The sequence below is a fragment of the Kitasatospora cystarginea genome (genome assembly GCF_039533515.1).
Classification (GTDB): domain Bacteria; phylum Actinomycetota; class Actinomycetes; order Streptomycetales; family Streptomycetaceae; genus Kitasatospora; species Kitasatospora cystarginea.
The window spans coordinates 232,599-246,424 of sequence record NZ_BAAATR010000006.1 but is presented as its reverse complement, the minus strand read 5'-3'; the positions used below and the strand labels follow the sequence as shown (position 1 = coordinate 246,424).

10 protein-coding genes are annotated in these 13,826 nt (G+C 73.1%); 5 read left to right on the top strand and 5 right to left on the bottom strand.

Translation table 11 applies throughout. The features are described from left to right. Window positions 1-16 precede the first annotated feature (16 nt). Window positions 17-793, bottom strand: a complete 777-nt coding sequence (locus ABD369_RS10035) for an alpha/beta fold hydrolase (protein ID WP_344635931.1) — start codon at window positions 791-793, stop codon at window positions 17-19. Between the two features lie 235 nt (window positions 794-1,028). Between ABD369_RS10035 and ABD369_RS10030 the strand changes: the two genes are divergently transcribed. Beyond that, window positions 1,029-2,201 (top strand): sulfite oxidase, encoded by a 1,173-nt coding sequence (locus tag ABD369_RS10030; RefSeq protein ID WP_344635930.1) that lies wholly within the window; start codon window positions 1,029-1,031, stop codon window positions 2,199-2,201. 223 nt (window positions 2,202-2,424) lie between these two features. Further along, the gene (locus ABD369_RS10025; RefSeq protein WP_344635929.1) at window positions 2,425-6,465 is read left to right on the top strand and encodes a Pls/PosA family non-ribosomal peptide synthetase; all 4,041 of its coding nucleotides are present in this window, start codon (window positions 2,425-2,427) and stop codon (window positions 6,463-6,465) included. Between the two features lie 116 nt (window positions 6,466-6,581). Here ABD369_RS10025 and ABD369_RS10020 read toward each other — a convergent pair whose 3' ends face one another. From ABD369_RS10020 to ABD369_RS10005, 4 genes are all read right to left on the bottom strand, one after another. Next, entirely contained in the window at window positions 6,582-7,199 is a 618-nt protein-coding gene (locus tag ABD369_RS10020) for a TetR/AcrR family transcriptional regulator (RefSeq protein WP_344635928.1), read from the bottom strand. Between the two features lie 87 nt (window positions 7,200-7,286). Continuing rightward, window positions 7,287-8,201 carry an acyl-CoA thioesterase gene (locus ABD369_RS10015; protein WP_344635927.1) on the bottom strand — a complete coding sequence of 305 codons (915 nt, stop codon included), beginning with the start codon at window positions 8,199-8,201 and terminating at the stop codon, window positions 7,287-7,289. Between the two features lie 135 nt (window positions 8,202-8,336). Continuing rightward, window positions 8,337-9,497 (bottom strand): MBL fold metallo-hydrolase, encoded by a 1,161-nt coding sequence (locus ABD369_RS10010; RefSeq protein ID WP_344635971.1) that lies wholly within the window; start codon window positions 9,495-9,497, stop codon window positions 8,337-8,339. A 630-nt stretch (window positions 9,498-10,127) separates the two neighbouring features. Further along, complete coding sequence (locus ABD369_RS10005; protein ID WP_344635926.1) at window positions 10,128-10,583, bottom strand: MaoC family dehydratase; 456 nt, start codon at window positions 10,581-10,583, stop codon at window positions 10,128-10,130. A gap of 672 nt (window positions 10,584-11,255) precedes the next feature. Here ABD369_RS10005 and ABD369_RS10000 point away from each other — a divergent pair. From ABD369_RS10000 to ABD369_RS09990, 3 genes are all read left to right on the top strand, one after another. Beyond that, a complete protein-coding gene (locus ABD369_RS10000) occupies window positions 11,256-12,092 on the top strand; it encodes a hypothetical protein (RefSeq protein WP_344635925.1) in 837 nt (278 codons plus the stop codon). Window positions 12,093-12,412: 320 nt separating this feature from the next. Continuing rightward, window positions 12,413-12,850 (top strand): hypothetical protein, encoded by a 438-nt coding sequence (locus ABD369_RS09995; RefSeq protein ID WP_344635924.1) that lies wholly within the window; start codon window positions 12,413-12,415, stop codon window positions 12,848-12,850. Continuing rightward, window positions 12,844-13,797: a hypothetical protein gene (locus tag ABD369_RS09990; protein WP_344635923.1), complete on the top strand. Its 954-nt coding sequence runs from the start codon at window positions 12,844-12,846 to the stop codon at window positions 13,795-13,797. Before ABD369_RS09995 ends, ABD369_RS09990 begins: the two co-directional genes overlap by 7 nt. Window positions 13,798-13,826 lie beyond the last annotated feature (29 nt).

Genomic DNA, 13,826 nt, shown 5'->3' with positions numbered 1-13,826 from the left:
GTCGCCGGTGCTGCGGTCACCGGTGTCGTGCGGCGAGGAAGTCCTGGACGGCGGCCAGCAGTTCGGGTCCGCGTTCGACGGTGACCAGGTGGCCGGAGGCGAGTTCGAGGAGCCGGGCGCCCGGTATCCGCTCGGCGAACCTCCGGTGCTGCGCCGGGACGGAGAGGGTGTCCGCGGTGGCACTGATCACCAGGGTCGGCACGGTGATCCCGGCCAGGTCGCCGCTGACGTCCACGGTGGTGACCAGTTCGAACTGCTGCCGCAGGCCGGCCGGAGTGCCCGCGGCCACCGCCTTTGCCAGGAGGGTGAGTTCGGCCGGCGAGTGCCGGTTGATCCATTCCGAGCCGAACGCGAAGGCGAGGTTGAACCTGCCCCACAGTTCCGGGCTGAGCCGCTCCGCCGCCAGCAACGCGTCGACCACCAGGCGGACGTGCGACGTCGCCTCCGCCACGCCGGCCACCAGTACCAGCGAACGCACGCGCCCGGGGTGCCGGGCGGCGGCCCGGACCGAGACCGCCGCGCCGAGTGAGAATCCGACCAGGTCGAAGGAGTCGTGCCCCTCCTCGACGGCCGTCGCGACCACCCGGTCGGCGAGGTCGTCCAGGTCGAGCGGGCCCTCCTCGACCGGGCTGCCGCCGGAGCCCGGGTAGTCCGGGGCGATCACGGAGTAGTGCTCGGCGAGCGGGCCGATGAGGGTGCCCCAGTTCGCCTCGGCGCCGCCGCCCGCGCCGTGTGCGAGGACGAGTGCGGGGCCGGTGCCCCGGGTGATCCTGGAGAGCGTGTTTGCTGCCATGGAGTGTTCCTTGATGGTCCGTCGGGCGTGGCGCCCGGGGCTGCCGGTGAGTGGTGCCGTCACTGGGGACGGTAGAGGTTGACACCTGTGTCAAGGTCAAGCCGACCGCTGTCCGGGTCGTTCGGCGCCGCCCTATCATCCGGAGCATGACACGGCGCTAACAGGCGCCCGGACACCCCGCGGGCGCTTGCGGACACGCCTCCTCTCCTCCCATCCGACCGGAAGGAAGCGACCGATGGACCGGTTCGAGAACGATCGTGTGCGACAGGGCCACTGCGGCGAGGAACTCCCGCAGGGCGAACGGGAGTCGGCCGCCGGGCTGCCCGGGATCGTCAAGCCGCTGCCGCCCGAGTGGTTCGTCCTGCACGAGACCAACGCCGAGATGCGCTGGGACGCCCTGCGCGAGGGCGGTACCGGCTTCCACACCCCCACCGGGCGGTTCTTCGTCCGCAACCACACCGGCACCCCGCTCATCGACCCCGACCGGTGGCGGCTCACCCTCACCGGCAGCGGACTGGACGGGCCCGCCGTCGAGTTCGACCTCGCCGCACTCCGGCGGCTGCCGGCCACCTCGTACACCGCGGCGATCGAGTGCGCGGGCAACGGCCGCAGCTTCTTCACCGCCCAGCAGCACCAGGCCGTCCCCGGTACCCCCTGGAGGCTCGGCGGCATCGGGGTCGCCCGCTGGCGCGGGGTGCGGCTCTCAGAGGTGCTGCGGCTGGCCGGGCTGCGCCCCGAAGCGGTCGACGTGATGCCGATCGGACTCGACCCCGACTACGTCACCTCCGACGGCCGGAACCTGGGCCGGGTCCGCCGGCCGCTGCCGGTCGCCAAGGCACTCGACGACGTCCTGCTGGCGTACGAGATGAACGGCGCGCCGCTCACCCCCGACCACGGCGCACCGCTGCGGCTGGTGGTGCCGGGCTGGGTCGGGATCGCCTCGATCAAGTGGGTCGGCACCATCGAGGTCTCGGCCGAACCGCTGTACTCGCCGTGGAACACCGAGATCTACCGGATGTTCGGCCCCGGCCATCCGCCGGAGGGCGGGGAGCCGCTCACCGGACAGGTGGTCAAGAGCGCATTCGAGCTGGCCCGGGGCGCGATGCTCGCGCTGGGGGAACGTCACCGGCTTTACGGGCGCTCCTGGTCCGGCGAAGCACCGGTCGAGTGGGTCGAGGTGAGCTGTGACGGCGGCCTGAACTGGCGCCGCGCCAGGCTGCTGGACGGGCCCGAGAGCACCGCCTGGACGCGCTGGAGCTTCGACTGGCGGCCCGAATACCCGGGCCGGTACACGCTGGTGGCGCGCGCCGGTGACCGAAGGGGAAACAGTCAGCCCCGCGCGGCCGCCGCCAACCGGGAGGGCTACCTCTTCGGCGCCGTCGTGCGCCACCCCGTGATCATTGTCTAGACCACGTGCCGTGACCTGCCCATAACGACTGGTAAGGTGCCTCGCCTCGCCGGTCGCAATCTGTGAGTAGTCCTTAACGTCCATGAGACTTTGATGAACAGACGGCCTCGGCGAACGGTTCGGCATGACGGTGCGTCTAGCCTCATGAAACGGGGCACTGGCCGTGTACGGTCCGTAGCCGCCGTTGGAAGAGCCGCAGTCCACGAGACCGAAGAGCAGGTTGATGGAATCACGTGAAGTAGCGGACTTGAGTCTGCCGCCGTCCGGGACCACACCCGGACTGGCGGGCGGGGCGCTGTGGCCGGTGATCCCGGCCGCCCCCGCACGGACCCTGATCGAGGTGATCGAGGCCGCCGCCCAGGCGTACCCGGACGCACCCGCGCTGGACGCGGGTGCCGCGGTACTCGACTACCGGTCGCTGCTGGAGCAGGTTGACGCGCTGGCAGGCCGCCTGGCGTCCCTCGGCATCGGCCGAGGAGACCGGGTCGGCGTGCGCGTCCCCTCGGGAACGGCCGATCTCTACATCGCGATCCTCGCGACGCTGCGCACCGGCGCGGCCTACGTACCCGTCGACGCGGACGACCCGGACGAGCGCGCCGAGATGGTCTGGGCGGACGCCGGGGTCTGCGCCGTGCTGGGCGAGGGTCTGGCGATCACCACCGACGCACGCAGACGCCCCGGCGGACGCCCCGGCAGACCGACCCCGGAGGACGACGCCTGGATCATATTCACCTCCGGGACCACCGGGCGCCCCAAGGGCGTTGCGGTCACCCACCGCTCGGCCGCGGCCTTCGTCGACGCGGAGGCCAGGCTGTTCCTGCGAGGCCGCCCGCTCACCCCCGGCGACCGGGTGCTCGCCGGGCTCTCGGTCGCCTTCGACGCCTCCTGCGAGGAGATGTGGCTCGCGTGGCGTCATGCCGCCTGCCTGGTGCCCGCACCGCGGGCGCTGGTGCGGGCCGGTGCCGACCTCGGCCCCTGGCTGGTCGAACGTCAGATCACCGTGGTCTCCACCGTGCCCACCCTGGTCGCGCTCTGGCCGACCGAGTACCTGGAGCGGGTCCGGCTGCTGATCCTGGGCGGCGAGGCGTGCCCGGAGGAACTGGTCCACCGGCTGGCCGCCCCGCACCGCGAGCTGTGGAACACCTACGGCCCCACCGAAACCACCGTGGTCGCCTGTGCCGCACTGATGACCCCCGGTCAGCCGGTGCGCATCGGCGCCCCGCTGGACGGCTGGGAACTCGCGGTCGTGGACGAACAGGGCAAGCCGGTCGCCTGGAACGAGACCGGTGAACTGCTGATCGGCGGCGTCGGCACCGCCCGCTACCTGGATCCGGCCAAGGACGCCGAGAAGTTCGTCGACAGCCCCTACCTGCACAGCTCCCGGGTCTACCGCAGCGGCGACCTGGTCCGCGCCGACCCCGAGGGACTGGTCTTCGTCGGCCGGGCCGACGAGCAGGTCAAGCTGTCCGGACGCCGGATCGAACTCGGCGAGGTCGACGCCGCGCTGCAGGCGCTGCCCGGCGTACGCGCCGCCGCCGCGGCCGTCCGCAACACCCCGGCCGGCGGCCAGGTGCTGGTCGGCTACCTCGTCCCCGACGGCGGCCCCGGCACCCCGTTCGACACCGCCGCCGCCCGGGTGGCACTGCTGGACCGGCTGCCCCAGGCACTGGTCCCGCTACTCGCCCTGGTGGACGACCTGCCGACCAAGACCTCCGGCAAGGTCGACCGCAACGCCCTGCCCTGGCCGCTGGCCGGCGTCACCCAGACCGCCGCGCCCACCGGGCCCGCCCCGACCGGCACGGCCGGCTGGCTGGCCCAGCAGTGGCAGGACCTGCTCGGCCTGCCGGTCTCCGGGGACAGCGACTTCTTCTCCCTCGGCGGCACCAGCATCGCGGCCGCCAAGCTGGTCTCGGTGCTGCGCACCCGCTACCCGGCGGTGTCCGTCGCCGACATCTACGCCCAGCCCACGCTGCTCGCCCAGGCCGCCAGGCTGGACGAGCTCGGCGGCCCGCCACGCGAGGAACGCATCGTCCGACCGACCCCGCGCCGCGCCGGAGCGGTCCAACTGGCCGTCCTCACCCTGCTGTTCACCGTCAGCGGCCTTCGCTGGGTGCTGGCCCTGGCCGCGCTCGACAACCTCGCCGGGCTCACCAGCCTGGCCGGACACAAGCTCGCCTGGGCACCCCACACGCCGTGGTGGCTGATCATCACCGGCTGGGTGGTGCTCTACAGCGCGGCCGGACGGCTGGTGACCGGGGCGAGTGCCGCCCGGCTGCTCACCGCCGGACTGCGGCCCGGCAGCTACCCCCGGGGCGGCTCGGTCCACCTGCGGCTGTGGACCGCCGAACGGGTGGTGGCCTCCTTCAACGTCGCCTCGGTGATCGGCACCCCGTGGGCCGGCCGGTACGCGCGGCTGCTCGGCTGCCGGGTCGGCGAGGACGTGCACCTGCACACCATGCCGCCGGTGACCGGCCTCGCCCGGTTCGGCTCCGGCGCCAGCATCGAGCCGGAGGTCGACCTGGCCGGCTGGTGGCTGGACGGCGACGTGCTGCACCTGGGCGGGGTCGAGATCGGCCGTGGTGCCCGGGTCGGCACCCGCAGCACGCTGATGCCCGGTGCCGTGGTGGGCGACCACGCGGACGTCGCGCCCGGCAGCTGCGTCGTCGGCGAGGTCGCCGCGAACCAGCAGTGGCACGGCTCCCCGGCCCGTCCGATGACCGACGCGGGCCCGGCCGGCACCGGCTGGCCGCTGCCCGTGCACCGCCGCTCCCGGCTGTGGAACGCGGTGTACGCGGTGAGTCTGATCGGCTTCGGTCTGATGCCGCTGGTCGCCGCGCTGCCCGCGCTGGCCCTGGTGCTGTCCATGCTCGACAAGGACCGCACCCTCTACGCGGCGATGATCCAGCTGATGCTGGTGACCCCGCTCGCGGTGCTGATCTCGCTGCTCTGCTACTCGCTGCTGCTGATCGGTGCGGTCCGGCTGTGCGGTCTGATGATCAAGCCGGGACACCACCCGTCACTCGGCCGGGTGGCGTGGGCCTCATGGGTCGTCACCCGTTTGATGGACACCGCGCGCAGGTCGCTGTTCCCCTTCTACGCCTCGCTCTTCACCCCGGTCTGGCTCCGGCTGCTCGGCGCCCGGATCGGCCGGCGGGTGGAGGCGTCCACGGTGCTGGCGCTGCCCGGCCTGATGCGGGTGGACGACGGGGCCTTCCTCGCCGACGACACCCTGGTCGCGCCGTTCGAGGTACGCGGCGGCTGGCTGCGGGTCGGACCCTCGAAGGTCGGCCGGCGCAGCTTCGTCGGCAACTCCGGCATCGTCGGCCCGGGCCGCACGCTGCCCGACAACTCGCTGGTCGGCGTGCTCTCCGACACGCCGGCGCACGCCGAACCCGGCTCCTCCTGGCTGGGGCGCCCCGGCTTCTCGCTGCCCCGGGTGGCCCGCACCGGTGACCTGGCGCACACCTACGACCCGCCGCGGCGGCTGATGCTCGCCCGCGGCGCGGTGGAACTGTGCCGACTGGTGCCGGTGCTGTTGGTCGCCTTCCTCGGCGACCTGGCCTTCGGCGCGCTCCAGGAGGTGATCGACCGGGACGGCCGGGCTGCGGCCGCCGCGTGCGGCGGACTGGTGCTGATAGGAGCCGGGATCGCGGCGCTGATCACCACCACGCTGGCCAAGTGGGTGCTGGTGGGCCGGTTCAGGACGGGTGAACACCCGCTCTGGTCGCACTTCGTGTGGCGCAACGAGCTGTACGACACCTTCGTCGAGGAGCTGGCGATGCCCTGGCTGGGCCAGGCGATCATCGGTACGCCGTTCCTCAACGTGTGGCTGCGCTCGCTGGGCACCCGGGTCGGGCGCGGGGTCTGGTGCGAGACGCACTGGCTGCCGGAGACCGACCTGATCGCGATCGAGGACGGCGCGAGCATCAACCGCGGGACGGTGCTGCAGACGCACCTGTTCCACGACCGGGTGATGCGCCTGGACACCGTGCACGTCGGCGCCGGGGCCACCACCGGCCCGCACTCCATCACGCTGCCCGGCTCCAGCCTGGGGAGCGGGGTCTCGGTCGGCGCCGCCTCGCTGGTGATGAGCGGTGAGTCGATGCCGGACGGTACCCGGTGGATCGGCAACCCGGTCGCCGCCTGGCCGGCGGAGCTGCCCGTCGGGGCCGGTCCGCACGTGGTGAGCGGGTCCGACCGGCGGCACGCGCGGTCCCGGGGGCACCTGGGCGGCGGGCGGAGGCAGGTGGGCAGCGGCGTCTGACGCCGCGGGCCGCTGACGGCGGGTGGGGCTTCGGCCCTGCCCGCCGTTCCGCGTCGGGCGTGGAGCGCGGACGGTGGCGAGGCGGCCGGCCGGGCGGTTCCCCGAGCCGGTCGGTCTCAGGCCGCTTCGTAGGGTGTGAGGACCAGACGGACGACGTCCTCCAGCCGGCGGCGGGCGTCGTCGAGGGTGGTGCGGCCGGTCACCCAGGCCGTCAGCTCGCCCTGCCAGGCGTGGCCGACGATGTGCCGGACCACATCGCCCGCACCGGGCGGGACCTGGGCCATCACCGCGTTCAGCGCCGCGTCGTCGGCCCGGACCAGGCTCTGCAGCGCCTCGCTCGCGAACGGGTCGGTGGAGGCCGCGACCGACACCCGCAGCCGGGCCAGCTGGGGCTGGCGCTGGTACGCCCGCATGCCGTGCCGGACGAACCGGACCACCCGGTCGGTGCCGGTGAGCCCGGCCCTGGGGCCGCGCAGTTCGGCCACCAGGTCGGCGAGCAGCATGCGGTGCCAGTCGGCGATCGCGGCGGCGAGCAGGTGGTCCTTGGAGGAGAAGTACCGGTAGGCGGTGCCGAGCGCGACCCCCGAGCGTTCGGAGACCTGCTTCATCTGCAGGCGCTCGACGCCGGTCTCGTTCACCAGCGCGAGGGCCGCCGAGAGCAGATTCCGGCGGCGTTCGAGCTGACGGGGCGACATCGCTTCGATCGGCCGTGGTGACAGGTCAACCTTGGTCACCCGCACCATGATACGGGGCGGCCACTCGGGAGCGAACGACGCCTGATCAGCGCACTGCCGGTCCGGGAGGTGCGCCCGGGGCGGCCGCTACGGCCGTGGGGGCTGCGGCTGCAGTTCGCGGAGCAGGGCCTCCTGCACCGCGGAGGCGACCAGTTCGCCGTCCCGGTTGTAGAACTCGCCGAGGCTGAGCCCGCGTCCGTCCGAGGCGGACGGGCTGCGCTGCGCGAACAGCAGCCAGTCGTCCGCGCGGAACGGCCGGTGGAACCACATCGCGTGGTCCAGCGAGGCGAGCATGACCCGGGGCGGGCCGGAGCGCTGCAGCCGGTGCGGCTGGACGTGCAGTGCCGCGGTCGGGGCGAGCGTCAGGTCGGACAGGTAGGTGAGCGCGCAGACCTGGACCAGCGGGTCGTCGGCCGGGAGCGGGGTGCCCGCCCGGAGCCAGACGAACTGCTGCGGCACACCGGGGAGTTCGGGCGGTACGCCGGGGGCGTCGGCCGGGACGAAGCGCATGTCGAGCGAGCGGAAGCCGCTGCGGGCGTAGTCCTCGGGGGCCTGTTCGGCCCAGAGCGGGAAGGGGTCCGGCAGTTCCTCGGGGCCCGGAACCGGAGGCATGGTGCGCTGCCGGGTGCCCGCCTCCTCGGGGAGTTTGAAGGAGGCGGAGAGCGTGAAGATCGCCTCGCCCTGCTGGATCGCCGTCACCCGCCGGGTGGCGTAAGAGAACCCGTCGCGGACCCGGTCCACCTCGTACTCGATCGGGCGCTGCGGGTCGCCGGGCCGCAGGAAGTACCCGTGCAGGGAGTGCACCGCCCGGGCCGGGTTCACCGTCCGTCCGGCAGCGGTGAGCGCCTGCGCCGCCACCTGGCCGCCGAAGGTGCGGGTGGGCGCCCCGGCGTGGCAGCTGCCCCGGAACAGGTTCTTGTCCAGCTGCTCAATCCGGAGCAGCTCGATGAACGAACCCGGCGTGCCCGGGTCCGGAGAGTCCTGTGAGATGGCGTCGGTCACCCGCACATAGTGGCAGACCGGGGCCGGTTGGCGGTGTGACCTGGGTTACCGGGAGCCTGCCACATCAGGTGGAACGAGTTACAGAAATGTTCCCCGATCGTGGCAGCCACCGGGCGGTGCGGCGGGGAGCGGGGGTCAGACGGCGACTTCGTCGCCCTCGGCGGTCCGGCCGCCGACCGGGGTGCCGGGTTCGGGGAGCAGCGGTTCGGCCCCCCTGGGCATCGCCGCGACCGCCCGCCACCACAGCCTCAGCGGCGGGGCCTCGGCGGGTTCGAAGGGGCGGCCGGGGACGGGGACGGCGAGCCGGGCGCCGAGGGCGTGGGCCGCGGCGACCGTGCGTTCGGCGGGCTCCTCCCAGGGGTGCGGGGCGAGGTTGAAGGTGCACCAGTGGATCGGGAGCATCAGCCGTCCGCCCAGGTCGAGGTGGGCCCGGACGCCCTCCTCGGGCGTCATGTGCACCTCAGGCCAGAAGTCGCTGTACGCGCCGATCTGCACCATCGTCGCGTCGAACGGTCCGAGTCGGCGGCCGATCTCGGCGAAGCCGGGGAAGGAGCCGGTGTCGCCGCTGTGGAAGACCCGGTGCCCGGGACCGGCCACCGCCCAGGAGGCCCAGAGCAGGTATGGGCTGGTCTTCGGGCCGCGGCTGCAGTAGTGGCGGGCGGGCACGGCGGTGAGGGCGAGGCCGGCCACCTCGGCCGACTCCCACCAGTCCAGCTCCACGATCCGGTCGGCCGGCACCCCCCAGTGCTCCAGGTGCGCGCCGACGCCGAGCGGGGCGGCGAAGACCGCGCTGGAGCGGCTCAGGGCCCGGACGGTGTCCATGTCCAGGTGGTCGTAGTGGTCGTGCGAGATGACCACCACGTCCACCGGGCCGAGCCCGGCCAGCGGGACGGGCACCGGGTGCAGCCGCCGGGGGCCGGTCCAGCTGAACGGTGAACAGCGCTCGCCCCAGACCGGGTCGAACAGCACCCGGCGGCCGTCCAGCTCGGCCAGCACGGTGGCGTGGCCCAGCCAGGTCAGCCGCAGCCCGGAGGCGGGTGGCTCGGCCAGTTCGGCCGGCCGCAGCCGGTGCAGCGGCACGGCGGCGGCCGGGACCCGGCGCGGGCGGTTGGCGGTCAGCTGGGAGTGGGTGATCTCCAGGGGGGAGCGGTCGTAGACCAGCCGCCTGGTCGGTACGGGGTTCCGGAAGGCGCCGTCGGTGAAGTTCGGTGAGGCGAGGATCCTGGCCAGCCGCTCGCCGGCGGGTTCTGCGCCGAAGGCGTCGGTGCGGAGCCTGCGCCAGGCGGTGCGGGGCAGTTCGCGGAGTGGGGAGAGGCCGGGGCCGAGGCCGGTGCCGGTGCCGGTGCCGAGCTGCGTGGTCAGAGTGGTGAACCGGGAGATCCAGGAGACGGAGCTGGGCACAGCACCTCCATGGGCACGCAACAACGCGCGCTCGCGGCGGCGCGGACGCGCGGGAGGAGTCGTACGGCAGGGGCTCGGGTGCCCGCTGCCGTACGACAGGCATCTGACCGGACCTTACCGTTCCGGCGGCCGTCGAACCCGGTGAACGGGGGAGTGAGCACGCCGTTCGGTGGACCTGGTCCGGATCCGAGCGGATGCGCCAACTGCCGCCTCGGGATGGGCCGGGAGCGCCCGTGGCGAGGGCGGGCGCCGGGGGTGTGCGCGGATGGGTGTGGGGCGGGTGCGTGTGCGCTGGTTATGCGGTGGTACGGCAGGTGCGCGGGTACTGCAGGTGTGCGGGTGCGGCGCGTGTGCTGGTGCGCGCGGGACTCTTTGGGGAACCGGGCGCTGCGGGTACGCCGGCGCTTTGGGCCTCGGGGGGTTGCGGGCGCTGCGGGTATGGGGCACGCGGGCGCGTGTGGGCAGAGTTGTGCGCGGGGCGCGTGGGCCCGGACGGCGTACGCGGATCCGGGTCGCGCGCCTGGCTCAGGCCGTGTAGAAGCGGGTGATGGCCTCGGCCACGCAGTGCGGCTTGGCGCTGGTCTCGCTGCTGATGGTGTAGCGGACCACCGCCTGGACACCGCCGGGGACCTCGGCGGCCGAGAGCAGCTGGGCCGTCGCCCGGACCGCCGTGCCGACGGGCAGCGGCGCGGGGAAACGCACCTTCTCCGAACCGTAGTTGAGCGCCATCCGGACGCCGTCGACGCTGTAGCACTCCTTCGCCAGCACCGGGATCAGCGAGAGCGTCAGGTAGCCGTGTGCGATGGTGCCGCCGAACGGGCTGTCCTTGGCGCGGTCGGGGTCGACGTGGATCCACTGGTGGTCGCCGGTCGCCTCCGCGAACAGGTTCACCCGGTCCTGGTCGATGATGTGCCACTCGCTGGTGCCGAGTTCGGTGCCGACGGCCGCGGTCAGGTCGGCGAGCGAGGCGAAGGTCGTCACAACGTGCTCCTGTGGGGGTGCTGCTGGCTGGACTCCGGTTCCGCAGAGTATGCCTACTCGGAAGTCACCTGTCAGGAGTCGGTCGGAAGTGGGCCTGCGACGGGCCTGTGGTGAGGCCGCGGCACGCGGCTTCAGGAGGTGTCGGGAGGCCGCGGGGAGCGCGGTGGGCGGCGCGCGCCCGGTATGCACCACCAGTCCGGCGGGCACAGGTGCCGGGCGGGCGCGGGTACCGGACCGTCCGGGAGTCGTCAGGTCGTTGCGGCGCAAGGCGCCTCCGCTGCCGCCGCGGCTCTCGGTCTCACCGGTGCCGTGGTGGCTGAGCTGCGTCGATTCCCGGTCGTAAGCGGCGGGGCCGGTCCGCGCGGGCGACGCCGCCGGTGTGCGGGGAGCGGCAGCGATAGCTTGTCGGCGGTGGCCCGGCCGTCGGCGGCGGCCCTGGTGATCGTCCGTGGTCGGCGCTGATCGGCGGTCGTCGGCGGTGGTCCTGGCGGTCGGTGGTGGTCCAAGCTGGTGCGGTCCGGGGCAGGCACGCGGTGGTCGCGGGGCGGCTCGGCGCCGACCGGTCGTGGCGACGGCGGGTGCACCGGCCGGTCCGTTGGACGGCCGGTCGACTGAGCGGATGCGGTGGCTGGTCGGTGTGCGGGCGGCGTCAGGGGGGAGGGGGCGGTGCGAATGGGCGGCGGCATCGAACTGGTGGTGATCGGAGCGAACGGAGGGCCCGAACGGGCCCACGGCGCCTCGGCACGGGCGGCGGAGGGGGCCAGGCTGCTCGCCGAGACGTTGCCCGGGCGCTGCTTCGACGCCGGTACCCGGGGCTGCCGGGTGACCCTGGTGCCGCCGGACGCGGACGCCAACGCCATGCTCACTGCGCTGCGGGTGGCGGCGCTCAGACCCTCGCGCTGGCTGCTGGTCTGCCTGGTCGGCCAGTTGGTGGCCGATCCGCGCGGCCGGCGGCTGGCGCTGGTCACGGCTGGAAGCACGTCGGACAACGCCTACCGGCGCGGGCTGGCCTGGGACTGGGTGGTCAGCACCATGGTCCACGGCGAGGCCGCGGACACCATGCTGCTGGTGGACGTGGTCGCCGACCGGGAGGCGTGGGCGGCACTGGAGCGCGACGGGGACGACGGCGTGGGTGAGCTGTTCGCGCACTCCCGGGTGCCGCTGTGGGGGCGGGTCGGACGGTTCGCCGGCGGACGGCGCGGGCGGGACGCCGTACTCCCCGGGGGGGAGGGCTCCTTCGCGTGGGCGCTGGCGGGGGTACTGGAGCACGGTGTACCCGGCGCGCCCGCCGCCGTCGGGCCCGCCGAGCTCCAGCCTGCGGTGGAGGCCGAGTTGGGGCCGGGGGCGGGACCGGGGGGTGTTCGACTGCTTGTTCCTGGCCAGAACGGACGCCTGCTGATGCGCAATCGGGCCGCGGTGCGGGGCGCATTGGCCGGATTGTCGCTTTCCGAAGAACTGTTGGCGGTTCTGTGGCGAGAAAGTGGCCCAACGGATCCGCCTTCCGCGTAAGGTCAGAGGGCCCGAGGTGTTGCCGCGAAGGGGCGGGTGGCGAAGAATCGATGCCCCGGAGCAGCAGTGCGGGACAGCGGATGTCTTCTGGCGGCCAAGGCAACGTGTGGGGCCGGTCGCGATGAGGTGGGGCGATGCGGCAGCACGGAAATGTCTTGCGCCCTGGGGTTGTTGGGGTCGGTGGCGTGGTTCTGCTGGCGGTTCTAGCCGCGTGCGGCGGTAGCGGCTCGGCGGGTTCCGTCGATCGGCTCGCCAATCCTGGGGCCAGTGTTGCGACTGTGGCGCCGGTAGCTCCTTCGAGTGGTTCGAATCCGGACTCGGTGGCGCCCACCGAGGGGCCGGAAGGGGCGGTCGGCCGGGTGGTTCTGAGGGCGTATCAGGACTGGTGGGACGCGCAGACCGCGGCTTTCGCGCAGTCCGGTTCCGACGGTTCCCAGCTGCAGGTCTATTCCACCGGACTCGCGCTGAGTGAGGCGGTCGCCAGCCTTCACCAACTGCACGAAACCAAACTGGTGATGATCGGAAGTCCGCACAACTCGCCGGTGGTGAAGGCGATCGACCTCGCCTCCGATCCGCAGACCGCGTCGATCGAGGACTGCCTCGACGTCAGCGACTGGCATCAGGCGGACGCGGCGACGAAGGCGCTGAGGGATCCGAAACAGCGGTTTTCGCGCTACCCCGCCACGGCTGGTCTCCGTAGAACGAACGGGCGTTGGATGATCGTCGACTTCAAGCGAGAGGTGGACCGAACATGCTGAAGTCCGCTCGGAGAACGGTGGTTCGGATCGCCGCATTACTCGGAATGATCGCCGCGACGATCTCCCCGGCGTTCGCGGACGATCCGGGCGGCGTCGTCGGACCTTGTGCCTCGCGTGACATCTGCATCGTCATCACCGAGCCCGGTGGCGGTACCACCGGCGGTGGCGGGAGCGGCGGCAGCACCGGCAGCGGCGGCAGCGGCGGCAGCGGGGAGCAGATGTGCAGCTGGAACGGGCAGCAGTGGCCGTGCTGGGACGACATGCTGGGCTGGTTCAGCTCCTCGGACGGGTGCTACTACCACCGGATGAGCCCGCAGCCGCCCGCCGGTGACGCGTCGTGGGGCGGCCGCGATCCGTCCCAGGGCGCGGTCTACGAGGTCAACTGCCGTGGCACGGACGGGAACCTGACGCCCAAGCCGCCGATGTTCTTCGCGCAGCCGCCCGGCGGCGAGCCCCCGCCGGACCGGCCGTACGACCTTGGGCTGAAGGCGCTGAAGGAGGTCCGGCTGGCCGCGCCGCAACTGCGCGCCGCGCCGACCGGCACCGCCGTGGTCGGGGTTCCGGTGTGGCTCTGGTACGACCGCAACGACGCCACCGTCGGGCCGTTGAGCGCCACGGCCAAGGGGCGGCAGACCAGTGTCACCGTCACCGTCACGCTGGACAGCGTGACCTGGGACACCGGTGACGGCTCGACCGTGTCCTGCGCGTCGGCCGGGACCCCGTACCACGCGGATGCCGGGGGCTCGCCCTCGCCCGACTGCGGCCATGTGTACCGGACCGGCTCGGCCACCCAGCAGGATGGCCGGTACTACCTGACCGCCACCCTGAACTGGAAGGTGAACGCCCAGATCAGCGGTACCGGCGAGAAGGTGTTCGCGTTCGACTACCCGGTCACCGGCGACCAGCCGCTCCCGTTGCGGGTCGGCGAGGTCCAGGTCCTCAACTGACCAGCCGGCCGCAGAGTGCCGCACAGACC